Genomic DNA, 26161 nt, shown 5'->3' on the forward strand with positions numbered 1-26161 from the left:
TGCACTCTCGCTCTTATCCTTAGCCCTCCAATTTCACCTTTCTTACACACCTAAAAAGGGTGTGCCCAAACCTTATGTTTTGACACACCCTTCAAAAGAGGTGGAGTATAGCGGACTCGAACCGCTCACCTCGACACTGCCAGTGTCGCGCTCTAGCCAGATGAGCTAATACCCCTCGAATTATTTCGCGGCAAAGGTAACGTTTTTTTCAACAATAGCGCTACCTTTGACGGGAAATTTACGGACTATGCTTGTTTTTTATACGACATTTCATCTCTCGCACAAGAAATATGAGGAGGGACTTGCTTATTTACGGACGGTTTACATTCCGGCGGCAACGCGCAGCGGGCAACTCCAATCGCCGCGTTTGCAGCGAGTCGTTCATGAGGTGGAAGGTGCAGAAGGAGTCAGTGTGTCGGTGCAGTTCAGAGTAAGCGATGAGAAGACGTTACAAGCCTGGATGTGTGACGAGGGGGCAGCGCTACATCAGGAGCTTATCGCCCGATTCGGACATGAGATGGCGGGGTTCTCGACTGTGCTCGAAGAACTTGATTTGATATGAAAAGAGAGGGGACGACGGCTTTAGAACGGATTATTCTCGGTATTGATCCGGGCACGATCGTGATGGGGTATGGCGTACTTTCCATCAACGGACGAAAAGCATCTCTCGAAACGATGGGCGTGTTGAAATTGGACCGTTATGAAGATCACTATGTACGTCTTCGCCGCATTTATGAACGTGTTATTTCGCTGATCGATCAATATCATCCTGATGAGATGGCAATTGAAGCGCCTTTCTTCGGCAAGAATATACAAAGTATGTTGAAGCTGGGACGTGCACAGGGTGCTGCCATTGCCGCAGCGTTAAATCGTGATGTGCCGATATTCGAGTATGCGCCGCTGAAAATCAAGATGGCCATCACCGGTAACGGACAAGCAGCGAAAGAACAGGTGGCCGGAATGTTACAGCATATCCTCCGTATTCCCGACGAGCACATGCTTCCGCAACTCGACGCGACGGATGGGCTGGCCGCGGCTTATTGTCACTATTTACAAACCAACCGGCCCATGCCCGAAAAAGCATACACCGGTTGGAAAGATTTCATTGCTAAAAATCCCGGCAAAGTGCGGGGGAAATAAGCGGCTGCTTCCTTTCCTCCGCAATCACCGGATGTGAATGTTATACTACGCCTTGTGCCATCATCGCGCGGGCTACTTTCATAAACCCTGCAATGTTCGCCCCTTTCACATAGTTGATATATTTGCCTTCGCGACCGTGGAGCACGCACTGTTCGTGGATGCTGCTCATGATCTGATGCAGTTTCTCGTCTACTTCCGATGCCGGCCAAGAGATATGCATGGCATTCTGCGTCATTTCCAGTCCCGATGTAGCCACACCGCCTGCATTCACCGCTTTACCCGGAGCAAACAGACGGTTGTTATGTACAAACAAGTCGACTGCTTCGGCCGTACAACCCATGTTCGAGATCTCGGCCACGCAAAGCGTATCGTTGTCGATCAATGCACGCGCGTCTTCAGCCCCTAATTCGTTCTGTGTAGCACACGGCAATGCGATATCAACCTTTTGTTCCCACGGACGTTTGCCTGCGAAGAACGTCGCTTCCTTAAATTCGTCGGCATAAGGAGCAACGATGTCATTTCCGGAAGCACGTAACTCAAGCATATAATCGATTTTTTTGCCGGAGATCCCTGTCGGATCGTAAATGTAACCGTCAGGACCGGAGATCGTCACAACTTTTGCACCCAGTTCGGTTGCTTTGGTGGCAGCACCCCAAGCTACGTTTCCGAAGCCGGAAATCGCAACTGTCTTGCCTTGAATATCGTGTCCGTGCTCACGCAACATTTGATGTACGAAATAAAGTCCGCCGAAACCGGTTGCTTCGGGACGTAGGATCGATCCTCCGAATTCCATGCCTTTTCCGGTCATCGTTCCCGTATTTTCACGAGCTAATTTTTTGTACATACCATAGAGGTAGCCTACTTCACGTGCTCCTACACCGATATCACCCGCCGGAACATCCGTGTCCGGACCGATATTGCGCCAGAGCTCCAGCATGAACGACTGACAGAAGCGCATTACTTCGGCATCGCTACGTCCGCGGAATGCAAAATCTGCTCCTCCCTTTCCGCCTCCCATGGGCAGTGTGGTCAAAGCATTTTTGAAAGTCTGCTCGAAGCCAAGGAATTTCAGGATCGAGAGGTTTACCGACGGATGAAAACGCAGTCCGCCTTTATACGGGCCAATCGCATTATTAAATTGTACGCGGTAACCGAGGTTGACATGTACTTCGCCCTGATCGTCGACCCAGGGCACACGGAATGTAAAAATACGGTCGGGTTCTACTAACCGTTCGATGATTTTTGCTTTTTCAAATTCCGGATGTTGGTTGTAAACATCTTCAATCGAAATAAGCACTTCTTTGACAGCCTGCAAGTATTCCTTCTCTCCGGGATGCTTGGCTTCCAATGATAATAAGATTTCTTCGGTCTTCATGTTTTTTTATTTTTAAAAGTCCACAAATGTAAGGAGTTTTTACGGTATACCAAATATTTTTCTTTAATTTTGGCGGGCTGTCCCGCAACAGGTCGGGAAACCCAATTGTATGAGTAAAATAAAGGACTTTCAAAAAGTTGCATTCAAAGATGTTTCGTTTGCAAACCTGATGAATAAGCGTATATATAATGTATTGCTGATTGCAACGGAATACGATACGTTTATGCTCGAAGATGACGGGCGAGTAGACGAGCAGATTTTTAATGAATACATGTCGCTGAGCCTGCGTTATCCGCCGCGATTTACACAAGTTTCGACCGAAGAAGAGGCTTTGCGGGAGCTGGCCAATCGGACATTCGAACTGATCATTTTCATGCCGAATATGATGGAGGCCGATATCTTCGGAGCGCCGAAAGAAATTAAGCAACAGTTTCCATCCATCCCGATTGTGGTCTTAACGCCTTTCTCGAAAGAAGTAACAAGGCGTGTGGCGAATGAAGACTTAAGCGTCATCGATTACGTCTTTAGCTGGCTGGGCAATTCGGATCTGCTTTTGGCCATCATCAAACTGATTGAAGACAATATGAACGCGCCGGACGATACTGCCAGTGTGGGGGTACAGATCATTCTGCTGGTCGAGGACTCGATACGCTTCTATTCTTCGGCGCTGCCGCATCTTTACAAATTCGTGCTGGAACAAAGTCAGGAATTTGCCAAGGAGGCACTCAATGACCATCAGCGGACGCTCCGGATGCGTGGGCGGCCGAAAATCAAGCTGGCACGCACATACGAAGAAGCAGTACATATTTATGACCAGTATCGCGAACATATTCTCGGTATCGTCTCCGACATGAGCTTTAACCGTGAAGGAAAAAAAGATGCGCTGGCAGGGTACCGTTTCGGGCAATATGTGCGCGAAACAGGGCCGGTAACGCCGATTATCATGGAATCGTCCGAATCGAGCAATCGCGAATACGCCCGGAAGCTGGGGGCTTCATTTATCGATAAGAACTCCAAGAGCTATCCGCAGGATTTGCGTGAAAAGATTACGAGACGCTTCGGCTTTGGCGATTTTGTCATTCTGGAACCTGAAACGAAAGAGGAGATCATGCGTATCAAAGACCTGAAAGGATTACAGCATCAGATCTTTAATATTCCGGAACATTCGCTCCGGTATCATCTTTCGCGCAATCATTTTTCTCGTTTCTTCTATTCGCGCGCGATGTTCCCACCGGCTGAACTGCTGAAACATATTGATGTGAACATGTGCACGGACTTGAACGACGCCCGTCAACTTATTTTCGATGTCATCGTGCAGTATCGGCAGATGAAGAACTCCGGTGTCGTGGCTGTTTATCAAAAAGAACGGTTTGACGAGTACAGCAACTTTGCGCGCATCGGTGAAGGATCACTGGGAGGTAAAGGGCGCGGACTGGCTTTTATTGGCGCGATGATCAAACGCTATCCGATGTTGGATCAAGAAAATTTTCCGGTCAACATCCCTAAAACGGTCGTACTCTGCACCGATATTTTCGATGAGTTTATGGAGACCAACCGTCTATATCCGCTGGCATTAAGTGATATCAGCAACGAGGAAATCCTCAGCCGTTTCTTGGAAGCGGAACTTCCGCAGCGATTGGTAGACGATCTGATGGCTTTTTTCGAAGTGGTGAAGCGTCCGATTGCGGTGCGCTCGTCAAGTCTGCTCGAAGATGCCCATTACCAGCCGTTCGCCGGTGTCTATTCGACGTATATGGTGCCTAATATGGACGATAAGAACGAGATGCTTCGGGCGGTGAGCGATGCGGTCAAAGGAGTTTATGCGTCTGTGTTTTATCGTGACAGTAAGGCTTATATGACAGCCACCAGCAACCTGATCGATCAGGAAAAAATGGCCGTCGTGCTTCAGGAAGTCGTTGGCGTACGGTTTAACGACCGTCTCTATCCGTTGATTAGCGGAGTGGCACGCTCGCTGAACTTTTACCCCATCGGCAAGGAGAAGGCCGAAGACGGTATTGCCAACATTGCTTTGGGATTGGGCAAATACATCGTCGACGGTGGCGTTACGTTGCGCTTTTCGCCTCGTCATCCTCGCAATATCTTGCAGATGAGCACGACCGAATTTGCCTTGAAGGAGACGCAGACGCGTTTTCTGGCATTGGATATGAAGAATATGCCAACCCGTTTTTCGGTCGACGACTCGTTTAATTTGATGCGTCTGGGAGTTAAAGATGCCGATGAGGACGGGGCATTGAGGTTTATCACCTCGACTTACGAGCCTCATGATCATATTATCCGTGATGGCTATTACCCCGGCGGACGGAAAATCCTGTCGTTTGCGAATATTCTGCAACATGACATGTTCCCGCTGGCTAAAACGCTTGATACCCTGCTCCAGATTGGTCAGAAAGAAATGGGACGTCCGGTCGAGATTGAATTCGCAGTCAATATTCATCCGCAGAAACGTGATCGTGCGTCGTTTTATCTGCTGCAAATCCGCCCGATTGTCGATCAAAAAGAAATGATTGACGAAGACCTGAAGCGCGTAGCACCCGAAGATACGATTCTCTGGTCATCCAACTCACTGGGACACGGTATCTCGAACGATGTGCAAGATGTGTTATATGTCAAGACGGCATCATTCGATTCGGCCCGGACACAAACGATTGCAGCACAAATCGAGGCGATCAATCGCGAATTCTCCGAGAGAGGATGCTATTATGTCTTGGTCGGTCCCGGTCGGTGGGGTAGTCATGACCCGTGGCTCGGTATTCCGGTGAAATGGCCTCATATCAGTCATGCGCGGGTGATCGTAGAGTGCAGTTTGGATCATTACCGGATTGATCCGAGTCAGGGAACACATTTCTTTCAGAATCTGACATCGTGCGGCGCAGGCTATTTTACGATTCATCCCTCGTTTGGCGGAGGGACGTTCGACGAAGCGTTTCTGAATGCGCAACCGGCTGTACGCGAGACAGAGTATCTGCGGCTTGTACATTTCGAGCATCCGATAACGATCAAAATAGACGGTCGCCAAGGGCTGGGCGTCGTGATGAAACCGACTTGCACGGAGGAAGGAGCTTAAAAGCATCATGGAGTGAATCTTCCTGCCGTCTCAGTCAGGGGGCGAGAAGACTCACTCCATTTTAAACTTCTTTATTTCCGGCTCACGATGTGCTTCATTCATTTTCTGGTAAAGCACTTTGACAATGCGCGAATTTTTGTCGGCGATATTGTTTTGTTCGCACGGGTCTTTGCTTAAATCGTAAACTTCCATGCCGCGGTTTCCCTTCTTGATGTCACCGATGTACCCTTTCCATTTTCCCATCCGAATAGCTTTGCACCCTTCGTTTTCAGGGAACTCCCAATACAGGTAATCGTGCTTTTTCTGCTTCTTACCTAATAAAGCAGGCAGAAAACTTATACCGTCTGTTTCAGAGAGCTTTTCACCTGCTATCTCGGCTAACGTAGGCATCACATCCCAAAAGGCGGAAATATGATCGGAGATTGTCCCGGCTTTGATTTTTCCTTGCCACATCGCAATCATCGGCACACGGATACCGCCTTCTCTCAATGACGTTTTCCCCCATCCCTGTTCGCTTTTAAACGGATGTGCGCTGTCGAACCAAGGCGAATCGGTTCCTCCGTTGAAGGATGGGCCGTTATCGCTGGTAAATATGATGAGCGTGTTTTCATAAATTTCTTGTCGTTTCAGTTCGGTAATTAATTCGCCGATTTGCTCGTCGAGATAACTGATCATTGCGGCATACGTAGCTCTCGGATAACGCGCCGGAAAGTAACCGGACTTGCCTGAATAAGGTTCTTCGTCTCCGATTTTTTTTACATAGTAATCAATCCATTTGCGGGGTGCTTGCAGCGGTACGTGAGGTATAGGAGTTGTCCACATCAAGAAAAACGGCTGCTTTTTATTTTCGTCTATGAAAGAGCATATTTCCTTCCACATTAAATCGGGAGCATATTCTTGTTGGGTATATTTATCGTAATTGGATTCGAGCATCGGATCGGTTCCTTCATCGAGCAGCGTATGAGGCGATAAGAGTTTATTCTGTAGATATTCGCGAAGCTCGTTTCGATAAAGGAACGGAGGGTAATATGTATGCGCCTGACGTTGACAATTATACCCATAGAAAAAATCAAATCCCATTTTATTGGGCGTACCTTCGGATCCGGGATATCCCAAGCCCCATTTGCCGACCATAGCTGTCATGTATCCCGCTTTTTTCAGCAGCTTGGGGAGGGTAACAGTCCCTGTCGGTAGCGGACGCTGGCCTTCGAGCGTAGAGTCGGCGAGCATCGCCTCGTGACTCCAGACGTCGCCTCGTTCACCCATTTCATCGTTTCCTCTGATGTAGGCGTGTCCGCTGTGTTTTCCTGTCAGGAGTACGCATCGCGAAGGAGCCGAAACCGGTGAGCCGGAGTAATGTTGCGTAAAACGAAGGCCGTCGCGTGCCAATTGGTCGATATGAGGTGTTTCAATTTTTGTTTGTCCATAGCAACCTAAATCGCCATATCCCAGATCATCGGCGAGGATATAGATGATGTTCGGCTTTTGTTGAGCCTGAAGAGCACCGCAAGCGGCGAAGCTCATTGTCCATATTTTCAGTTTTGTTTGCATGTGAAATAAATTTGTATTCAAATATCGCGGATTTTCTTGAATTTGCTCCGGAAACCGAGTCTCCGGCATTCAAAACAGCATATTTTACCCGTTGTTGTACAACAATGACCTTAAAACAGCAGTTTTGCCCCCGTTGTTGCACAACAACGACCCTTAAACAGCAGTTTTTGCCCTGTTGTTGTACAACAATGACCCTTAAACAGCAGTTTTTGCCCCGTTGTTGTACAACAACGCCCCTTAAACAGCAGTTTTAACCCTGTTGTTGTACAACAACGGCACTTTTTACCGCCCTCTCGGTTGTGTGGTCTCTCGTTCCGTAACTCGTAAATTCCGTATCCGAGAGACTGAAATATAATCGAGCGGCAAAGAAATAAGAATAAAAAAATGAGACTGTCGCAAAGACAGCCTCACCTTCTTGCAATGACCGACTACTCCCAGCCGGGATTATTAGGCGCTAACGCGGGATTTAACACGATCTCATCGGTAGGCACTTGATATAAGTAATATTTGTCTAACCATCCTTTACCTTCTTTCAGCGGGTCTGCCCAAAGATAGATATACCCTTCCGTCTTCGATTTGGTAGGCAGATGGGTGTTTTCGTCCCAGAGCGACTCTTTCACCCGTGATTGCTCGATCCACATCCCCAATTGTTGTTTGTTGACGAACCAAGGCGCGACTTTCCAGCGACGAATATCGTCGAATCCGAATCCTTCGCCCATCAGCTCAATGATTCGTTCTCTTCGTATCTCCCAAAGAACCGGATTCACGTTCGGATCTCTTTTGGGGTCGAAGTTCGCATCAATCTCGGCGACGTTCATACCGGCCACACCGGCTCTTTTGCGAAGCTTGTTGATCGTCTTGTCCGCAATCGCCTGATCAAACTGCCCTTGTTCCCATTTGCATTCGGCATAATTCAAGAGTACTTCTTCTATTGTATCTTTCTCTTTCATGGCTCCTAGAAACGGTCAGAGAAACAATGCCAAATGTATCGACACAAAGACTTGTTAAACGAACCTGATCCATTGCAAATAAGATGCAATATTAGTTATTTTAAACGAGTGTTACAAATAGAGAGACTGATCATCTCTGATTTTACTTCAAGGAGTTTGCCATTCGTCCTGAGGTTTCTGATTCGTAAAAATAGAAGAAAAACAGGAGCGCATCGGGCATCGCCATGAATGATTAACAGCTAACCTCGATCATGTTTAAGTGTTTTTTACTCTCTGCAACGCTTCACACAAATAGCAATTGTTAGGTCTTCTACTACTTCCTCAAAACAGATCGTTCACAATCACTCCCCGTCACGAAAAAAGAAAAGAGAGCCGCCTCGTTTTGGGGCCGCTCTCTTATTTCCGACACTTCCAAAAAGCTTTTAGAAGTTTCCTGCAGGGGTATCCCACCAAAGACGCGTAGCGATATTGTCTTTGCCGCCACGTGCTTCGAGGATTTTTACACCCGAGTCATATCCCGGTCTGTTAAAGCTTTTCTCGCTCTGGCAGAACGGCAGACGACGGATACCGAGTGTTGTCAGCTCAGGGAACGCGCTTTTGTTCGCAATGATCGGGAAGAGCTTCGGATAGCCTGTACGACGATATTCGCTCCATGCGTTCAATCCTTCAGGGAATCCGGCGATCCACTTCTGCGTGATAATCTGTTGCAGCTTCTGTTCGTTGGTTCCGTTGGCCATAAATTTCACGGGAACGTCGTTCATTCCTTTAATGTTCAAGGCTGGGTTATGCGGATCTACGTAGTCGGCAGCCAGTGTGGTGCCTTCAACGTAGGTTTCATAATCGGCCGAAACCTTATAGTCTTCGAACGAAACACGGATTCCTTCCTTGTAGAAGTTTTCGGCCGTTCCCTTCATGGCCCATCCGCGCAGTGCGCCTTCGGCACGAAGGAAATACGACTCGGCACGCTTCATAATCGGTAGCGGATAGTCGGTCGACATCGGGTTGGTTCCGTCTGTGCTAACCATCGGGATCGAGTACATCTTATATTCACCGGCCGACGGAACTTCGAAACCGTTGCGAACGCCGTAGATCTTGCCGATCGAGTTCGTTTCCTTGCCGTCCTTGTCTTTGATATCTCCCTTATTCATCCATCCTACGGGCAAGGCCATTTTAACCAGACGAGGGTCATTGTAGCCCTTCAAGATCGACTCGAACGAAGCGCCAATGCTACAGTCGTTATAATCGCGGCAGATTACCATCAGCGGGTTACGTGTATTCTCGTCTTTTACTTCGATATTGACTTTCTCCAACACACCATAGGGGTTAGCTACGGCTGCTTCGGCTTCTTTCTTTGCCAGATCGGGCGCAACTTTTACGACGCGCATAGCCAGACGCAGACGCAACGTATTGGCAAACTGCAACCAGGTAGTGTGGCTCTTGCCGCACATCAGGTCGAAGTTCAAACGGGCAGCCACATCGCCATTTTTCTGAACAAATGCGGTCAAGCGTTGTGTCGCATCGGCCAGATCTTCGAAAAACGATTTGTAGATAGCCTCTTCCGAATCGTATTCGATAAAGATTCCTCCTTTTACGGCTTTCGAATATGGCATTGGGCCATACGTGTCGACGGCTTTCGACATACCGGCCACTTTCAGGATCTTGGCGATGGCTACGTAATCATCGGCCGTCTGTGTTTCCAGCAAATTCACACACGGTTTCATCACGTGCAGGAAATAATCTCTGAATCCCTGATTGTTCCAGCCTTCCACCATAACGTACTGGCTGTTGTTATTATTCGCAGCGAACGGAGTCGGGATAGCCAGATAGCCGGAATACAAGTCGGCATTGAGGTTTTGGATCAGCTGATATTCCCAGTTTCCGTTTGTTTGATTGTAATAGATGGAACGCTGCGCTTCCTGCATGAAGGAGCCGACTTGCTGAGCCTGCGAAGAGGTCAGTCCGGTCGGGTCTGTATTGAGTTCTTCAAAATTGTTGGTACATGCCGTTGTGCCGAGTACCATGATGGCGGCTGCCAGCAGACCGTTCTTCAGATTGAATTTATTGATTGTTTTCATATATACGATTGCTTTATGTTAGAATGTTGCTTTCAAGTTAATACCAAAACTGCGTGTAGCGGGCAGCGCGAAGTAGTTCGATCCGGAGTAACCGTTTGACGTAGACATCGACACTTCGGGATCGGACGGCGCGTCTTTGTAAAGGAAGAACAAGTTACGCCCGATCAAGCTTACGCCAAGGTCTTTGCCGGCACCCAGCAGATTGCGGAAAGCGTAACCGATCGACAACTCGCGCAGGCGGAAGTTCGTAGCAGAATAAACGTAGTAAGCTCCGCCTTTCTCTCTTTGTCCGATGGAACGATAGAATGCTCCGGCGTCGACTTTCGTGCCGTTACCGAGGTCTACTCCTCCGTTGTCGCGTGCGTCGGCCGAGTTCTGCGATACACCGTATGCGTCGAGCGTAGCTTGCGTCAGGTCTACAAAGTTTCCGCCGATGCGTCCGTCGATGAGGAAGTAGAGTTGAAGGTCTTTATAGTTGAATGAGTTGCTCCATCCCAGATTCCACTTCGGATTCACGTTGCCGACGAACTCTTTATCTTTCGAAACAAGAGGAACACCGTTTTCATCTACTTTAATCACGCCATTTTCATCGCGTACGACGGTTTTCGAATACAGGTCACCGTACGATCCGCCTTCTACGAGACGCATGTCATAGCCTCTCAAGCTTCCGAGCCATACGTGAGTCAGACGGTTTTCTTTCGCTACGTCTTGACGGTCGTCCAGCTTCTTAATAACGTTGTCGTTGTATGAGAGGTTGAATGAAGTTTTCCATGAGAGATCAGCTGTAATGGGTTGTCTCCAGCTCATGGTTGTTTCGAAACCGGTGTTCTGGATGTCGCCGGCATTAAAATAGTAGTTGCTGTATCCGGTCGCGGACGAAGCTTCCATACTGAAGTATTGGTTCGTATTGTTCGTCTTGTAGTAGGTGAAATCCATCTCGAAGCGATTATCGAACATCGAGAGATCGAACCCGAACTCCATCGATTTCAGTTTCTCAGGCTTCATTTCGGTAAAAGGAACGCTTGTGTTGAAATCGACCGAACCGTTACGGAACTTATGCGTCGGATTGGTGATATATGCAGGCATGTCGTTACCTACTACAGAATACGAAGCGCGTGCCTTCAACAGATTAAATGCTTCGGGCAGAGTCGTCATTTCGTTGATCAATGCCGTCAATCCGAACGACGGATAGAAGTACGATACGTTCGGTGTGTACGAAAGGGTCGATGACCAGTCGTTACGTCCCGTCACGTCAAGATAAAGCATGTCTTTGTATCCGATCTGTGCCGTACCGAACACACTGTTGAGACGTTTCTGCGTTTTCCAACGTTTGTTCTCCGATCCGTTCTTCGATCCGTTTGCGATCTGGAAGTAGTTCGGGATGTAGATGTCGCCGCCACCGGCTGCGATGATTCCCGTTTCTTTGAGGTCTGTAAAGCTCGTTCCGACCGAAGCTGTCACACTCCACGCATCGAAAGTTTTGTTGAAGTTGGCCATCAAGTCGCCGTAGAACTGGCGGCTGTCGTCGCGTTCCTGACGGTATTCGCCGTTTACGTTGTGCAATGTGGTCGAAGTAGAAGCGTAAATCTTCCGTTCATAAAGATCGGCAATGCGGTCGTAGTTCAAACGTCCCTGAACGTTCAGGTAGTCCGTAATGTTGTAGCGGATGCTTGCCGAAGCCATCATACGGTCGCGTTTCTCGGTATGCGGATTGCGGTGCAGCACCCAATACGGGTTGGCGCTGAAATCCTGATTTACCTCGCGATACCATTGTTGAACGGGATAACCCTTCACATCGTCGTACTTTTCAAATTCGTTTTTGTATTGACGGAAGTCACCGTTAGCCGGGAACGTATAGAGTCCGGTCAAAGGGTTGCGATATTGTCCCGGCTCGTGACGGTTCCGGCCTTTCTGGATGATGTAATTCAGCGAGGCATTAACCGTTACTTTGTTGTCAAACAACTTGAATGTTTCTTTAGCCATCATGTTGTGGCGGGTAAACGTATTAGTCGGCATGATACCGCTTGCCGACGTGTTGGCATACGAAATGTAGCTTTGGGTCTTTTCCGATCCTCCGCTGATGGATATGGAGTTGATCGTGGTCATTCCCGTGCGGAAGAACTCATCGAGGCGGTTCGCTCCTTTGGCTTCGCCGCTGATTTTCTCGCCCCAGCTGTCTTGCGCCAGCGCGCCCGAACCGGATACGGCAGCTCCATACGTGCTTTGCAGCTTCGGAGCGTCTAAGGTTGTTTCGAACGTCGTATTGCTCGATACGTCTACACGCATGCTTCCTACCGATCCTTTCTTGGTGGTAATCATCACCACGCCGTTGGCCGCCATACTTCCGTACAGAGCCGCAGCCGAAGCACCTTTTAAGACGTTGATGCTCGCGATGTCGTCGGGGTTAAGGTTCGACAGAGCGTCTCCTCCATCACGTCCGCCATACTCGCCTTCCATCTGTGTCGTTGTCGAGTTGGCCATCGGAATTCCGTCGATTACGATCAGCGGCTGGTTGTTTCCCTGCGCCGATTTGTTTCCGCGGATCAACAGTTTCGACGATCCGCCCGCACCGGTAGAGTTCGGAGTGATGACCAAACCTGCCGTTTTACCCTGCAAGCTGTTGATCAGATTCGTCTCCTTAGCACGGGTCAATTCGCCGCCGCCTACTTGCTGCGTCGCGTAAGTCAAGCTCTTCGCTTTACGCTCGAGACCCATGGCCGTAACCACCACTTCGTTAATTTTGATGGACGAAGAAGCCAGCGACACATTGATCACCGTACGTTCTCCTACTGTTTCTTCATGAGTTTCAAGACCCACATAAGCGAACTGTAGCACATCGTTCGCATTCACATCAATAGTATAATGACCGTCCAGGTCTGTAATGACACCGTTCGTCGTTCCTTTCACCACAACGGTTGCTCCGATCAACGGCTCGTTCGTATCGGCTTCTTTCACGACGCCGCTCACTTTCTTTTGTGCCAGCAGCACGTTTGTGCACAAAAAGAACAGCACAAACATAAATAGATGTTTATTCATACGATCTTTTGATTAATTTTAATTATGTACTTATTTTAAAAACCGCGCAAAGATAGATTCATTTTTCAATCTTATGTCATTTTGTCTTGCCTTTAACAATTCGCTTAAGGCGTTCGGAATAGAATTTTTATAACAAAGTGTCATTTTGTCATTGAGGATTTAAAAAAAGTATCAGGCCGAAAGCCATCCGCCCTTTCTCATAGCAATCTGAAAGCACTTCGAAAGTCGTTTCCGGTTCTGCTTGATGTTTATCCCGGTTTTCAATTGCGGTATAAAGTTTTAGATCGTCAAAACACTTATTTTTCAGCATTGACGATCTTTGCTCCAGCCTGCCCCAAACTTGCGCGAGCATCTTATCCGCTTATAAATACGCAAAGCATGCGTTTGGGAGAGCTTTCATTACTTGTTAGCACTCAAAGTAGACGACATTAGAGGTCATCACAATTGCGCGGACTGAAAGTAGACGCTTTTAAGAGCTTTCATCACTTGTTTACTATTAAAATTATTGAATTTAGGAACTTTCATCACTGCGTGAACTCAAAGAAGATGATTTTAATAGCTTTCATTGCTTGACAACCATTAAAAGCAATGATTTTTGGAACTTTCAAGACTGCACAAGCTAAATGAAGATGATTTTAATAACTCGCACCCTTTGTTAGCCCCTAAAATCAACGAATTTGATAATACGCTTATTGGTTAGCACTCAAAAGCAGTGATTTTGGTAACTTACACTCCCTGTCAGCCCAAAAAGCGAATGATTTTAATAACTCATACCACTTGTCAGCCTTAAAAATAAATGATTTTAAAAACCCACAGCATTTGTCAGCCCTAAAAACAAACAATTTTAGCCGCTTGCTCATTCATCGATTCACTAATTTTCGCATTTCAGGCAATTCACTCCCGTTTTTATCCCAATTACACGATACAAGGTCGGATCCGCACTATATGTATGGCCTCTTTTTAATGGTCAAAATCGATCATTAATGGTTATTTCTCTTCATCGGGCCAGGGACACGGTTTACCTGTGGCCTTGAACAAAGGACGTTGGGCATCGACACTGCGTAGATAGGTGCCGAGCTTTTCGGATAAGGCGGTGACACGTTGCGGACAGGAGGCGGACAATTCCTGCGCTTCACCGATGTCTTCGGAAATGTTAAACAGTTCTTTCTTGCCGGTCTCGTAGTAATAAATGAGTTTCCAGTCTCCCTCGCGAATGGTACATGAAGGGCCGACTCCCGGCCCGCTGCCGTCCCACAGGTTCGGGCAGTTCCAGAAGAGCGCGCGGCCGTCCGAAGGATTCTTGCCTTTGCCGGTGAGGAGGGGGACGAAGCTTCGTCCGTCGATGGGTTGTGCGATTTCATCGTTCTTTATTCCGGCCATTTCGAGGATGGAAGGAAAGAAATCTTCGATGATGACGTAATCATTGCAACGGGTTTGAGGCTTCACCTGCCCGGGCCATGCAACGATCATGGGTTCGCGTATCCCGCCTTCGTAAGCCGAGCCTTTTCCGCTTTTGAGGGGAGCGTTGTGGGTATGCAGCGTGCCGCCTCGCCATTTCGCTCCGCAACTGAACCCTCCGTTATCGCTCATAAAGAGGATGATGGTCCGGTCGGCCTCGCCATTCGCTTCGAGCCAGTCCATCAGATCGCCGAGGCTCTTGTCCATCCCTTCGATCAGGGCGGCATAGGCTGCCTCTCTGGGGTCTAACCCCTTGTCGAGATATTTGGCATAGAAACGCATGTCTTTATCGACGGGGATATGAATGGCGTAGTGTGCCATATACAGGAAGAACGGCTGTCCGTATCGCTTCGCCTTATCGAGGGCGCGGATGGCTTCGAGCGTAAGCGCCTCGGTGGCGAAGATGTCTTTGCCGTGATATTTTTCGAGTCCCGGGATGGCAAAGAGCGATTGTGCGCCGCCATCGATGCGATTGCCGAAGTTCTGTTCGCCGAGGTAGCTGGCCAGCCCTCCGGCCGCGTGGCCGGCAATGTTGATCTCAAAGCCGAAATGCGCGGGGTTTTCGCCCGGCGTATCGATGGCGCCGAAGTGTGCCTTTCCGCAGTGGATGGTATGGTATCCGTGCTCTTTGAGCAACTGCACGAACGAAGTCGCGCAGTAGGTCTGTTCGATGCCCGGCACCTGACAGATCCCGTTCACATTCCATTGCGGAAATTCGAGGACATCGCTTGAAGCATCGGTCGATTGGTTACGATGAAGCGTCCAGTTCGTCACCCGGTGTCGTGCCGCGTTGGCTCCGGTGAGCAGGCTACATCGCGTGGGCGAACTGATGGCCGAAGCATACGCCTGCGTGAACACCATGCCCTGCCGTGCGAGGCGTTCCATATTCGGCGTTTCGTACGTATCGTTGAACGGCGTACGCTGTGTCCAGAAAGGCAAAGAAGTATCCTGCCAGCCCATATCGTCGACCATAAAGAGTATGATATTCGGACGACGGACGGTATCTTGTGTTTCCGCGCCCTGCGCAACAACCGGAAGCAGAGCGAGCGGGATAAGGCGTGTTGTTTTCATTGTTGTCATGCGTATACGGGCAAAGGTAGCGACATCTGTCGGTTTTTCGTTATCTTTGCCGCCCTAATTTTTTGGATTATGACGAAATTTATCGCAGTAATATCATTGTTTGTGGCGCTTTGCTGTGCGAAACCAACCGGCGGCGGAAATCTTACATCGTATTCGGTCGCAGAGTTCGATGCTTTACTAAAAAGCAACAAATCGATTCAGTTGGTAGACGTTCGTCGCCCGGACGAGTTTAAGGCCGGACACATCGAAGGAGCGATCCTGATCGATGTCACGGAAAAAGACTTTCTGGCGAAGGCCGATTCGCTGCTCGACAAGTCGCGCCCCGTGGCCGTCTATTGCCGGAGCGGCAGGCGTAGCCGAAGAGCGGCCGCGATGTTAGTTGAAAAAGGCTATACGGTTCATAATTTGAACGAAGGCTATCATGAATGGCGTCTTTATCAGGAGGGGAAAAAACCATGAGGATTTCCCCTCCTCTTTTTTTTCGGTCTTAGCCGATCGTCCCGGCCTTGAGCAAGTATTCGGCAATCTGTACGGCATTCAGGGCCGCTCCCTTTTTGATCTGGTCGCTGACCGCCCAAAACGTTAATCCGTTCGGATGAGCAAGGTCTTTGCGGATACGGCCTACGTAGACAGGGTCTTTCCCGGCTACGAAGAGCGGCATCGGATAATCTTTCTTGGCCGGATCGTCCTGTAAGACGATTCCTTCGGCACGGGCAAACGCTTCTTTTGCCTCTTCGACCGAGACAGGACGCTCCGTTTCTACCCAGATCGCTTCGCTGTGCGCACGCATCACCGGAACACGTATGCACGTCGCGCTCACCTCGATGTCGGAATGCATGATTTTGCGGGTCTCGCTGTACATCTTCATCTCTTCCTTCGTATAACCGTTGTCGGTAAATACGTCGATCTGAGGAATCAGATTATACGCAAGTTGATAAGCGAATTTTTCGACCGTCGGCTCTTCGCCTTTGAGAAGCTGCGCGTACTGCTTCACCAGCTCGTCCATCGCGGCTGCGCCGGCGCCGCTGGCAGCCTGATACGTGGCTACATGCACCCGTTTGATATGCGAGAGTTTTTCAATGACGTTCAACGCTACGACCATCTGGATCGTCGAACAGTTGGGATTCGCGATGATTCCTTTCGGACGTGTCAGCGCGTCCTCCGGATTGATTTCGGGCACGACCAAAGGCACGTCGGCATCCATCCGGAAAGCGCTTGAATTGTCGATCATCACCGTGCCGTGTTTCGTGATCGTTCCGGCATATTCGACGGAAGTACCGCCTCCGGCCGAAGTAAAAGCCACATCGATGCCTTTGAAATCGTCATTGTGTTTCAGTTCTTTGACGATATATGGTTTTCCTCGAAACGTGTATTCACGTCCCGCGCTACGCGACGAACCGAACAGTACCAGCTCATCCATCGGAAAACTTCTCTCTTCGAGCACACGAAGGAACTCCTGTCCTACCGCACCGCTTACTCCAACAATTGCTACTTTCATCTTTTTCGTTTTAAAGAATATGGAATGTTTGATATTTTTCGTTGTATATTTGTAACAGAAATCTTCAAATACGGCTGCAAAGATAGAAAAAACAAATACGGCAGACGGTATCTGCCGTATATTTTTCATGCGTTGCAGGCCGAGAAACAAGGAGGGAAGTACAATGAAACACATGATGCTACTCGTTTGCTTGATGCTTATGCCGGTCTTCTTGCGGGCACAAACGTCCGATCCGTCGAAACCCGGCGATGTGCTACTGAACGAAGTAATGGCCAATCCGAAAGGACTGACGGCATTGCCGGAAACAGAATATATCGAAATCTACAATGCTTCGGGCAAAAGCCTTTCGTTGAAAGGGTGGGGTTTCATTTACGATAAGACAACGATTGCTCTGCCCGATATTACGCTGCCTGCCGGCGGATATGCCGTGCTTTATCGCGAAGGGCGAGAGATTGTGATTCCTACCGAGGCGCTGAAGTTAGGCTTAAAAAAGTTCCCTGCGAATCTGGCCAATGGCGGTAAGCATATCGCCTTAAAAAACTCGGAGGGGCATCTTATTCATGCCTACGACTACCCGAAAGCCGTAGCCGGGAAATCGCACGAACGCGGAGCAGATAATACGTGGCATCTCTGTACCGATCCGCGCGGAGGTACGCCCGGCATGGTGAATTCGTCGCCTACCTCACCACCCGGCCCGACGCCCCCTCCTGAACCTCCGACACCACCCCAACCTCCGGTTCAGCCCGATCCGTCGAAACCCGGCGATGTGCTGCTGAACGAAGTGATGGCCAATCCGAAAGGACTGACGGCATTGCCGGAAACGGAATATATCGAAATCTACAATGCTTCGGGCAAAAGCCTTTCGTTGAAAGGATGGGTTTTCATTTACGATAAGACGACGATTGCTCTGCCCGATATTACGCTGCCTGCCGGCGGATATGCCGTGCTTTATCGCGAAGGGCAAGAGATTGTGATTCCTACTGAGGCGCTGAAGTTAGGCTTAAAAAAGTTCCCTGCGAATCTGGCCAATGGCGGTAAGCATATCGCTTTGAAAAACTCGGAGGGGCATCTTATTCATGCCTACGACTACCCGAAAGCCGTAGCCGGGAAATCGCACGAACGAGGCTCGGATAATACGTGGCATCTCTGTACCGATCCGCGCGGAGGTACGCCCGGCATGGTGAATTCGTCGCCTACCTCGCCACCCGAACCGACGCCTCCTCCGGAACCTCCGACACCACCTCAACCTCCGGTCCCTCCGGTTCAGCCCGAGCCTCCGACACCTGAAGAGCCGATCAAAATCGAGCCCGGTGAAATCGTCGTGAATGAGATTTTACCCAATCCATTCGCCGGCGGAAGCGAATTTATCGAACTCTACAATCGTTCGGGACGGACATTGCCGGTAAACGGCCTTGCCCTTGCGATCCGAAAGGCGAACGGTGAAATCGGTACGCAGTACCCTCTGACATCGGTCAAAGACTCTCTTGCGGCCGACGGATATCTCGTCGTCACCTCAAACCGTAGCGGAGTGACCGACTTTTATACGATTCCTTTTCCTGAGCGGATCCATGAACTCAAATTGCCCATCCTGCATAACAATGAAGCGACGATCGTTCTGTTGCGAAAAGCCGACTCTCTCGTCATCGATAAGGTGGCTTACTCGTCGAAGTGGCATGATGCGGCCATCAGACACATGAAAGGCGTTTCGCTGGAGCGCATCCGTCCCGACGGAGCGTCGGAAGAGGCATCGAATTGGGCTTCGGCGGCTTCGGAAGCAGGTTACGCGACACCCGGATACAGAAACTCGCAGTTCAGGGATACGCAGACTGACTACTCGCTTGCCATCGAACCGCCGGAATATCTCCATGCTGCCGACCGTTACGTTATATCTTACCGAACAGACAAAACAGGTTATCGTTGCCGGGTCGAGGTATATACACCCAACGGGAAGAGAGTCGCGGAAATAGTGAACAACCAACTGCTAACGCCTAACGGCAAAATCTCGTGGGATGGCACAGGAACAGACGGAAGCCGCCTGTCGCCCGGCGTGTATATCTTCTTTGCCGAGCTTTACCACTCCGACGGCAACCGCCGACGGGTCAAAAAAGCGTTTCTGGTTCACTGACCCGCCATGGGTTGTTTATCGCGGATGATTTCTTCCACTCCGTCCATGATTTCGAACAGCTCCGACACGGTTTCGGCACGCAACATGGCGACCCGTGTCGGTTTGAAATCGGGAATGCCTTTGAACAGAGGGGTTACAGCCAGATGACGACGGATATGGAGGATGCCGCGTCGTTCGTCAAGTCGTTCCACGCTTTGCCGAACCTGTCTTTTCAGGATATCGAGATACCATGCGAACGATTCGGGGCGAAGCAGCTCGCCTGCCTGTAAAAAGTGTTTTACTTCGCGGAAAATCCACGGCCGTCCGATGCTCGCGCGTCCGATCATCACGCCGTCTACCCCGTAGCGCTCAAACGCTTCCTTGCAACGCTCGGCCGACGTAATGTCGCCGTTGCCGATAATCGGGATATGCATGCGCGGATTCTCTTTTACGGCGCCGATAAGCGTCCAGTCCGCTTCGCCAGTGTACATCTGCGCTCGTGTGCGTCCGTGAATCGTGAGGGCTACGATGCCACAGTCCTGTAGTTGCTCGGCCAGTTCGACGATGATGCGATGATCGGCATCCCAGCCGAGACGCGTCTTCACCGTTACCGGAATGTTTACGGCTTTCACTACGGCACGCGTAATTTCAAGCATCAGCGGAATGTTGCGCAACATGCCCGCGCCGGCACCCTTATTGGCCACTTTCTTTACCGGGCAACCGAAATTGATGTCGAGAACATCGGGACGTGCGGCCTCACAAATCCGTGCGGCTTCGACCATGGGCATCACTTCGCGGCCGTAGATTTGTATTGCCACGGGGCGCTCTTCGTCCGAGACTCTAAGTTTCTCTTCCGTCTTGCTGACCTGACGGATCAGCGCATCGCTCGATACAAATTCGGTATAGACCATATCCGCCCCGAATTGCTTACACATCAGACGAAACGAAATATCCGTCACATCTTCCATCGGTGCCAGCATGACCGGCCGTTCTCCCAAATCTATCGTTCCGATTTTCATCTTTTTCTCTCTTAAACGGTTGTAAAAGTAATGATTTTAATGCCTCCCGACAAAAACAACGTGCGTCGCAGAACGTATTTCCAAACTACGGGCATCAAAATCAATGCTCCAAACGAATCAAATTTCTTCCAAAGCGTAATATTGATAATCCCGCATCAAGGTACGGAGGAACGGCTCGTCCGGGATCGTAGTTTCGATCTTCAGAAAACTGCGAGCCTGTATCGCTAATTGATGAATGCGTAGCGAGCGTTTGTTTGTCCTGTCAGATAAGGTTTCAGCAATCAGGTTCATCTGTTCGAGCGACAGATTTTCGGCTTGCGGAAAGACCGGATGATAGTCTTCCGTCAAATGGCGCAGCTCGTGAAAGATCAACTGGATGCCCCGAAAATCTTTTTCCTTGATCACGAGGGTCCCACCGGCAAGATCGCCGAAGCGCTGGTTGTTACGTGTCAGGATGATCGGGATCAGGCCGATAAACGACATGTGCAGATCGACAAGAAGCAGCAGCCAGCGCAGCAGGTAGGCGGAGAAAGAAGGCGTACTTCCGTCTTTCATCACGACACGTATGTTTGCCAGCTTTTTACCGGGCGATTGCCCTCGGTTAAATACTTCACAAAGGAGCGAATAACACACGGCGGGCAGATAGCAGACGATTATCGCAAGCGACAGAACGATGTCCAGCTCTTTTATTTCCGTGAAATTGGTATAAAGACTGAACAAGAAAGAGATGACGAAGATGTAAGCGAACAGCAGAAGGGAGTCGATGGTTCGTGCCAGTATCCTGCTTCCGATGCTGGCGGGTTCCTGATCAATCTGTACGTACGAGTTCGTGATAATGCTTGAGTGTGCCATTCGGTCGATGCTTCTTTGCTTGTTTTTCTCTTACCTTGTCAATAATACAACGCCGCCCATAATCAGGAGCACTCCGATCCACCGTGTGAGCGGAACGGTTTCGTGAAAAAAGAAGATCGCAGCCAGCGTACCGAAGATATAGCTGATACTGATCAGCGGGTAGGCTAATGACAAGGGGTAATGTTTTAGGATATAAAACCAGATGAACGAAGCGGCCACCATTGACAAACCCGAAGCGAGAAGCTGCCAACTGAGCATGGCCTGACGGAAAAATTTCCACGTCCACGAAAAAGCCCCGATGTCGGCCATGGCGAATTTCAGGAAGATTTGTCCTGCCACCAGAAACAAGCACTGCACGGTCGAGCAGCAAAGTAATTTCAGCATGATGACAAGAGAATGAAGGAGTGCGACTTATTTTTATAATGATTGTAGACGAGGATGCGTCTGACGTCGCGCAGGGGTTCCGTCTTTGCGCAAAGCAGGTGTGACGGTACTTCTTGGCGATGCAGGCAAGTGGCAGCGACATATACGCCTAATGCCGACGAAGTAAACGATTCGCCGAAGAGGTGTTTATATTGCATCATCGGACAATGTTCGAAAAGACGTGCCCTTCCCTCATGATACACCGTATCGTTTTGTTGGTGTGTATTGACACCTGTCAATACCGCATTGATATCCTTCGACTCGCAACCGGCCTTGGAAAGCAGTCTGTCGAGCGTTTCACGCATCTGGGCAGGCGTCGGGCGATACATCAGTTCCGCACCGTCGATGCGGCAGAGAGTCTGGGGATTTCTTTCGTTGCCAAGCAGCATGCTGACGGCTGTTTCGCCGGCGAAACACTTGCCGGGTTCGAAGTCCCATCTCCCGATACGACCGAAGAAGCGGTAATAATGCTCTGTCAGTTCATCGTATCCGCCGACGAGTGCCGTCCCGATTTTTCCTCTCTCGAATTGCAGGAGCGCATCGAGCAGGGCTTGATCGAATGACGTGCCGCGATGCACATACGTATTGTTGTATCCGTGACATTTCAGATCGATGGCAACCGTTGCGCTCAGGATATTATGTGTTGATTGCATGAAGAAGGTGGGCTGGAGGAATTGCTCGTTGTTCTCCATGATGGAAAGGAGGAACTGCTCCGTATTCGCGATACATCCGAGCCCTGTGCCGCTGATGATGGCTTCGGGCTTTTCGATGCCCGCGTCTTTAAGCGTTAGACGCGACACGACGACGGCGCGTTTGAGGAGCGTACACATACGGCGCGACATCAGGGGAGAAAGATAGTCCGAGAATTGCGGATCGATTGTGGACACGTACTTCTCGGTGTATGTTATGGGATGCTCGAACCACTCGTCGGAGAGAGGTTGTTGCGCAGAGATTTGACGGGCTGATTGAATATAGACTGACATGAACGGTTAGCTTTTGGATAAGATGATCGAGGAGTCGTTGCCTCCGAAGCCGAACGAGTTCGAGAGAATGTGACGCAACGGACGTTCCGGTTCGGGGTTCGTTATCGGCATGAAGCTGTGCTCTTCGATTTGATTACGGAAGTTCAGGTTTACCGGCAGGAAGTTGTGTTCGAGGGCCAAGAGGGATACGATCGCTTCGATACTGCCCGCCGCACTTGTCGTATGTCCGGTATACGCCTTGACCGATGAAATCGGGGGTACCTGCTCTCCGAAGAGGCGCATGGCGGCCAGCCCTTCGGTCAAATCGTTGTTTGGGGTACCTGTGCCGTGCGCATTGAGGTGCCCGATGTCTTCGGGTCTCAGACTAGCATCGTCGAGGGCTCCTTTCATCGCCAGATAGGCACCGAGACCTTCCGGCGACGAGGCTGTCGGATGATACGCATCGCAGACATTGCTGTAGCCCGATATTTTGCCGATAGGCTTCACGCCACGTAGCTGCGCCGTTTCTGCCGATTCGAGTACGAGGTATCCGGCGCCTTCGCCCAGGTTGATCCCCGCCCGGTCCCGGTCGAACGGACGACAGATTTCACGGTCAAGAATCATCAACGTATTGAAACCGTTCACATGATAGCGTGAAAGGCATTCGCATCCGCCGGCTACGACGATATCGGCCCGTCCGTCACGAATCAGGTCGCATCCCATCATCAGGGTGTTCGCTGACGACGAACAGGCTGTCACGACAGTCGAGACCATGCCGAAGCATCCGAAGTAATCGGCAATCTGCTCCGTACACGAACCGCAATCGTTCAGTTCGATGTAAATGTTTTTCGAGTCGTTCGTAAGAAAATCGGTGTAATATCGCTCCGCCTTGTCCATCCCTCCGACGGTGATACCCGAAAGAAATGCGATGCGCAACGTAGTAGATCCTTCGACCTGCGCCTGTTCCATCGCTTCGCGCACTGCCGGGATAGCCAACAACGACGAACGTATAAATGCGTCCGAAGGCATCAGCCGCGACATCTCGCGCAACTCGCCATTGGCAAACTTCACTTCGCCCACGGGTAAGCCGGTATGGGTCGTTTGCAGGTATCGTACGGGAGCGACTCCTGTACGTCGGTTTCTCAGCGCGTCGAGCGTCTCCGCTTTACCGATCCCGATAGCCGAAACGATCCCCGCTCCGGTGATATAAATTTCTTTCCTCTCCATAAGTGGATTTATGACTTTATAGCCTGATACCTTGCCATTCTATTATGTAAAAAACGCGGCAAAGATACGAAAAGATACGGAAACTCCGGGAGAAGAGGAAATAGAACAAAGCCGATTACCTCAAACAGCCATTTTGCCCGACACCTTACAATATTCTATCAACTAAGGCAAAGACTTACATCTTTCAGAAACTACAAGTTTGTACCCCAATCCTCTTACGTTTAGAATTCTGATCCTCGGATCGCCCGAGAGACGTTTGCGCAATTTATAGATGAATACATGTAAACTGTTTCGGTTATATAAGCTATCGTCGTTCCATAAGTCGTTCAGGATATCTTTTATCTCTACGACATTATTCATATTGATACACAATCGTTTCAATACCTCACATTCCAGATAGGAAAGCTCCTGCCTGTTTTCTCCGCGGGTTAACCATTGTGATTGAACATTCAAGAAATAACCTCCGATCGCAAAAAGTTCTTCTTTGATCTCCATCAGATTCGGTTTGTTGATTAAAGCTTTTATTCTCACAATCAGTTCGAGCATCTTGAAGGGCTTTTTCAGATAGTCGTTTGCCCCCAGATTGAACCCTTCAACAAGATCGCTTAACGAAGAACGCGCCGTCAGAAACAGTATCGGTGTCGTTTTATCCGTTTGCCGGATCTTTTTCACCATCTCAAAACCATCCATGTGTGGCATCATAACATCGGCTACAACGATGTCCGGCTTCTGTCGAAAGAAACAATCCAGTCCCTTCATCCCATCTGAGGCATGGATCAGCTCAAAGCCTTCCCCTTCTAAGGTATCCTTGATAATCATCGATAAAACGACTTCATCTTCTACAAGCAAAATACGAGTTTGATGTTTATTCTTCATGCCTTGGGAATTTTTACGGTGAAAACAGTTCCTCGATTCGGACGGCTTCTGACGGTTACGCTTCCGCCGTGCATCGCAACCATCTGCCTGACGTAGAACAGCCCGAGTCCATATCCTTTTACATTATGGTGGTTACCTTTCGGCACCCGATAAAATTTGTCGAATATACGATCGACATGTTCGGCTCCGATACCGACACCGTAATCTCTAACTTCGAGAACGTCATATCCATCTTCCCGATAAGCCGAGAGCTCAATGACAACCTCTTCAGACGAATACTTGACGGCATTGTCTATCAGATTACTTATAATGTTACTTAAATGAACGCTATCGGCATAAAAAGTCAGGTCTTGCGGCTCAATCATTGTCCGGAAAGTAATTGGTTTATTTGTTTTAAGCCGGTGTACGTTTTCCTGCTGATCAATCAACCTCGCTATGCTCAGGCTCTCTTTATTCACGGTAAAGGATTTTCTGTTTTCTATACTCATTGAGAGAATTTGTTCGACTAATCCGCTCAAACGAGTGAGTTGTTCCAGACAAATCCGAAGATACTTTTCACGCTTCATCCGATCTTCCCCCAGACGGAAGTTCAAAAGAGAATCTGCCGCAGAATAAGCCACTGCGATCGGGGTTTTTAGCTCGTGCGTCATATTATTTGTAAAGTCATCCTTCAGTTCTTCGAGTGTTTTCCGTTGCATGACCGTTTGTATGAGATACCAAAAAGCAAGACAAAGCAGAAGAATAATGAGAAAAGTTGAAAGCAGGATACCGGACATCTGCCGTAAGACAATCCCCGTAAGCGCCGGCATGATGATTCTGTAAGCATAACCGTGCTCGGAATCGAACAGATAAAGCACCATATTACTTCCCGACAGCTTGTGTCTTCCATTCCTGCACGACGTTCGGACTACAGTCTGCGTATTTACATCGAATATCTCGGAGTGGTATATTGTTGCGGGAACTTTTCTGTTTTTCAACTCTACATTCAACAAGCTGTCAAGAACGTCCAGATTAACAGGCAATATGGAATCGATATTCTGATGAATTGTCGTCTTGATTTCTGTTACAAGCTTTTCGAGTAACGGAAACTGATTGCTTAACGATTCCCTACGCTCTTGTGTAAGTTGTATTTGCTCTCCGATCATATTACGTCGGGTCGCGACCGAATCCTCGACAATATTTTTCTCGACGGAAATCGTTCGTCTTCCTTTGGTCTGGTGAGACAACTTTTCCAAACGCAGCTGTATCTCTTTTCCATCGGCATATTCTATACAGGCACGAACCGTTCGTTCCGTCTCTTCCGTAATGGAGGCGAACAGTCCTCTTAAAAAGAACAGATTAAAAACAAACAAGATGGATATACCAACGAGGATTGTCGCGATTATATTCTTAAATTGCCGCATGATGTTCGTTTTTCTCCGAATGAAAGCAAAGGTACGATTCGTTTTCG

General features: G+C 49.2%; 19 protein-coding genes, 1 tRNA gene and 1 pseudogene. 5 read left to right on the plus strand and 16 right to left on the minus strand.

The annotated features are described in order from the left end of the window. Positions 1–101: 101 nt before the first annotated feature. Positions 102–175, minus strand: a tRNA-Ala gene (locus EII41_RS03090). Positions 176–247: 72 nt separating this feature from the next. Here EII41_RS03090 and EII41_RS03095 point away from each other — a divergent pair. Together EII41_RS03095 and ruvC are read left to right on the plus strand one after the other, a co-directional pair. Continuing rightward, positions 248–562 carry a DUF4286 family protein gene (locus EII41_RS03095; RefSeq protein ID WP_124789379.1) on the plus strand — a complete coding sequence of 105 codons (315 nt, stop codon included), beginning with the start codon at positions 248–250 and terminating at the stop codon, positions 560–562. Further along, positions 559–1140, plus strand: a complete 582-nt coding sequence (gene ruvC / locus EII41_RS03100; protein ID WP_124751438.1) for a crossover junction endodeoxyribonuclease RuvC — start codon at positions 559–561, stop codon at positions 1138–1140. The genes EII41_RS03095 and ruvC overlap by 4 nt, the downstream gene beginning before the upstream one ends. A gap of 40 nt (positions 1141–1180) precedes the next feature. On the opposite strand, the gene gdhA is transcribed toward ruvC, so the two are convergent. Then, positions 1181–2515, minus strand: a complete 1335-nt coding sequence (gene gdhA, locus EII41_RS03105) for an NADP-specific glutamate dehydrogenase (protein ID WP_124751437.1) — start codon at positions 2513–2515, stop codon at positions 1181–1183. A gap of 109 nt (positions 2516–2624) precedes the next feature. Here gdhA and EII41_RS03110 point away from each other — a divergent pair, with 109 nt between their 5' ends. After that, positions 2625–5600 (plus strand): PEP/pyruvate-binding domain-containing protein, encoded by a 2976-nt coding sequence (locus tag EII41_RS03110; RefSeq protein WP_124789380.1) that lies wholly within the window; start codon positions 2625–2627, stop codon positions 5598–5600. Between the two features lie 51 nt (positions 5601–5651). Here EII41_RS03110 and EII41_RS03115 read toward each other — a convergent pair whose 3' ends face one another. The 6 genes and pseudogenes from EII41_RS03115 to EII41_RS03140 form a co-directional block, all read right to left on the minus strand. Continuing rightward, positions 5652–7151 (minus strand): arylsulfatase, encoded by a 1500-nt coding sequence (locus tag EII41_RS03115; protein WP_124751435.1) that lies wholly within the window; start codon positions 7149–7151, stop codon positions 5652–5654. 428 nt (positions 7152–7579) lie between these two features. Beyond that, positions 7580–8083: pseudogene (locus EII41_RS03120) on the minus strand (RagB/SusD family nutrient uptake outer membrane protein); the annotation flags it as partial. Between the two features lie 440 nt (positions 8084–8523). Then, on the minus strand, positions 8524–10176 hold the full coding sequence (locus EII41_RS03125; RefSeq protein ID WP_124789382.1) for a SusD/RagB family nutrient-binding outer membrane lipoprotein: 1653 nt from the start codon (positions 10174–10176) through the stop codon (positions 8524–8526). A gap of 18 nt (positions 10177–10194) precedes the next feature. Then, positions 10195–13212, minus strand: a complete 3018-nt coding sequence (locus EII41_RS03130; RefSeq protein ID WP_124789383.1) for a SusC/RagA family TonB-linked outer membrane protein — start codon at positions 13210–13212, stop codon at positions 10195–10197. Between the two features lie 148 nt (positions 13213–13360). Next, the gene (locus EII41_RS03135; protein WP_124751429.1) at positions 13361–13564 is read right to left on the minus strand and encodes a hypothetical protein; all 204 of its coding nucleotides are present in this window, start codon (positions 13562–13564) and stop codon (positions 13361–13363) included. Positions 13565–14199: 635 nt separating this feature from the next. Further along, positions 14200–15741, minus strand: a complete 1542-nt coding sequence (locus tag EII41_RS03140; protein ID WP_124789384.1) for a sulfatase — start codon at positions 15739–15741, stop codon at positions 14200–14202. A 78-nt stretch (positions 15742–15819) separates the two neighbouring features. Between EII41_RS03140 and EII41_RS03145 the strand changes: the two genes are divergently transcribed. Continuing rightward, a complete protein-coding gene (locus tag EII41_RS03145; protein WP_124789385.1) occupies positions 15820–16209 on the plus strand; it encodes a rhodanese-like domain-containing protein in 390 nt (129 codons plus the stop codon). Between the two features lie 28 nt (positions 16210–16237). Here EII41_RS03145 and EII41_RS03150 read toward each other — a convergent pair whose 3' ends face one another. Next, complete coding sequence (locus tag EII41_RS03150; protein WP_124789386.1) at positions 16238–17248, minus strand: aspartate-semialdehyde dehydrogenase; 1011 nt, start codon at positions 17246–17248, stop codon at positions 16238–16240. Between the two features lie 163 nt (positions 17249–17411). Between EII41_RS03150 and EII41_RS03155 the strand changes: the two genes are divergently transcribed. Then, positions 17412–19373: a lamin tail domain-containing protein gene (locus EII41_RS03155; RefSeq protein ID WP_185711814.1), complete on the plus strand. Its 1962-nt coding sequence runs from the start codon at positions 17412–17414 to the stop codon at positions 19371–19373. Here the strand turns inward: EII41_RS03155 and dusB are convergent. The 7 genes from dusB to EII41_RS03190 form a co-directional block, all read right to left on the minus strand. Beyond that, entirely contained in the window at positions 19367–20371 is a 1005-nt protein-coding gene (gene dusB, locus EII41_RS03160) for a tRNA dihydrouridine synthase DusB (RefSeq protein ID WP_124789388.1), read from the minus strand. The genes EII41_RS03155 and dusB overlap by 7 nt on opposite strands. A gap of 117 nt (positions 20372–20488) precedes the next feature. After that, positions 20489–21223, minus strand: a complete 735-nt coding sequence (locus tag EII41_RS03165; protein WP_124789389.1) for an RDD family protein — start codon at positions 21221–21223, stop codon at positions 20489–20491. Between the two features lie 30 nt (positions 21224–21253). Beyond that, positions 21254–21607: an EamA family transporter gene (locus EII41_RS03170; RefSeq protein ID WP_124789390.1), complete on the minus strand. Its 354-nt coding sequence runs from the start codon at positions 21605–21607 to the stop codon at positions 21254–21256. Next, positions 21601–22629 (minus strand): beta-ketoacyl synthase N-terminal-like domain-containing protein, encoded by a 1029-nt coding sequence (locus tag EII41_RS03175; RefSeq protein ID WP_124789391.1) that lies wholly within the window; start codon positions 22627–22629, stop codon positions 21601–21603. Before EII41_RS03175 ends, EII41_RS03170 begins: the two co-directional genes overlap by 7 nt. 6 nt (positions 22630–22635) lie before the next feature. Continuing rightward, positions 22636–23835 carry a beta-ketoacyl-[acyl-carrier-protein] synthase family protein gene (locus EII41_RS03180; RefSeq protein WP_124789392.1) on the minus strand — a complete coding sequence of 400 codons (1200 nt, stop codon included), beginning with the start codon at positions 23833–23835 and terminating at the stop codon, positions 22636–22638. A gap of 162 nt (positions 23836–23997) precedes the next feature. Beyond that, positions 23998–24711, minus strand: coding sequence for a response regulator transcription factor (locus EII41_RS03185; protein ID WP_124789393.1), 714 nt, complete (start codon positions 24709–24711; stop codon positions 23998–24000). Then, complete coding sequence (locus tag EII41_RS03190) at positions 24708–26114, minus strand: sensor histidine kinase (protein WP_185711815.1); 1407 nt, start codon at positions 26112–26114, stop codon at positions 24708–24710. Before EII41_RS03190 ends, EII41_RS03185 begins: the two co-directional genes overlap by 4 nt. Positions 26115–26161: the final 47 nt, after the last annotated feature.

The sequence above is a fragment of the Tannerella forsythia genome (assembly GCF_003860135.1).
GTDB classification, from domain to species: domain Bacteria; phylum Bacteroidota; class Bacteroidia; order Bacteroidales; family Tannerellaceae; genus Tannerella; species Tannerella forsythia_A.

Excerpts from the sequence above, each read along its gene's own strand:
- EII41_RS03095 (WP_124789379.1), top strand. The coding sequence starts at position 248 with ATGCTTGTTTTTTATACGACATTTCATCTCTCGCACAAGAAATATGAG.
- ruvC (WP_124751438.1), top strand. The coding sequence starts at position 559 with ATGAAAAGAGAGGGGACGACGGCTTTAGAACGGATTATTCTCGGTATT.
- gdhA (WP_124751437.1), bottom strand. The coding sequence starts at position 2,515 with ATGAAGACCGAAGAAATCTTATTATCATTGGAAGCCAAGCATCCCGGA.
- EII41_RS03110 (WP_124789380.1), top strand. The coding sequence starts at position 2,625 with ATGAGTAAAATAAAGGACTTTCAAAAAGTTGCATTCAAAGATGTTTCG.
- EII41_RS03115 (WP_124751435.1), bottom strand. The coding sequence starts at position 7,151 with ATGCAAACAAAACTGAAAATATGGACAATGAGCTTCGCCGCTTGCGGT.
- EII41_RS03125 (WP_124789382.1), bottom strand. The coding sequence starts at position 10,176 with ATGAAAACAATCAATAAATTCAATCTGAAGAACGGTCTGCTGGCAGCC.
- EII41_RS03130 (WP_124789383.1), bottom strand. The coding sequence starts at position 13,212 with ATGAATAAACATCTATTTATGTTTGTGCTGTTCTTTTTGTGCACAAAC.
- EII41_RS03135 (WP_124751429.1), bottom strand. The coding sequence starts at position 13,564 with ATGCTCGCGCAAGTTTGGGGCAGGCTGGAGCAAAGATCGTCAATGCTG.
- EII41_RS03140 (WP_124789384.1), bottom strand. The coding sequence starts at position 15,741 with ATGAAAACAACACGCCTTATCCCGCTCGCTCTGCTTCCGGTTGTTGCG.
- EII41_RS03145 (WP_124789385.1), top strand. The coding sequence starts at position 15,820 with ATGACGAAATTTATCGCAGTAATATCATTGTTTGTGGCGCTTTGCTGT.
- EII41_RS03150 (WP_124789386.1), bottom strand. The coding sequence starts at position 17,248 with ATGAAAGTAGCAATTGTTGGAGTAAGCGGTGCGGTAGGACAGGAGTTC.
- EII41_RS03155 (WP_185711814.1), top strand. The coding sequence starts at position 17,412 with ATGAAACACATGATGCTACTCGTTTGCTTGATGCTTATGCCGGTCTTC.
- dusB (WP_124789388.1), bottom strand. The coding sequence starts at position 20,371 with ATGAAAATCGGAACGATAGATTTGGGAGAACGGCCGGTCATGCTGGCA.
- EII41_RS03165 (WP_124789389.1), bottom strand. The coding sequence starts at position 21,223 with ATGGCACACTCAAGCATTATCACGAACTCGTACGTACAGATTGATCAG.
- EII41_RS03170 (WP_124789390.1), bottom strand. The coding sequence starts at position 21,607 with ATGCTGAAATTACTTTGCTGCTCGACCGTGCAGTGCTTGTTTCTGGTG.
- EII41_RS03175 (WP_124789391.1), bottom strand. The coding sequence starts at position 22,629 with ATGTCAGTCTATATTCAATCAGCCCGTCAAATCTCTGCGCAACAACCT.
- EII41_RS03180 (WP_124789392.1), bottom strand. The coding sequence starts at position 23,835 with ATGGAGAGGAAAGAAATTTATATCACCGGAGCGGGGATCGTTTCGGCT.
- EII41_RS03185 (WP_124789393.1), bottom strand. The coding sequence starts at position 24,711 with ATGAAGAATAAACATCAAACTCGTATTTTGCTTGTAGAAGATGAAGTC.
- EII41_RS03190 (WP_185711815.1), bottom strand. The coding sequence starts at position 26,114 with ATGCGGCAATTTAAGAATATAATCGCGACAATCCTCGTTGGTATATCC.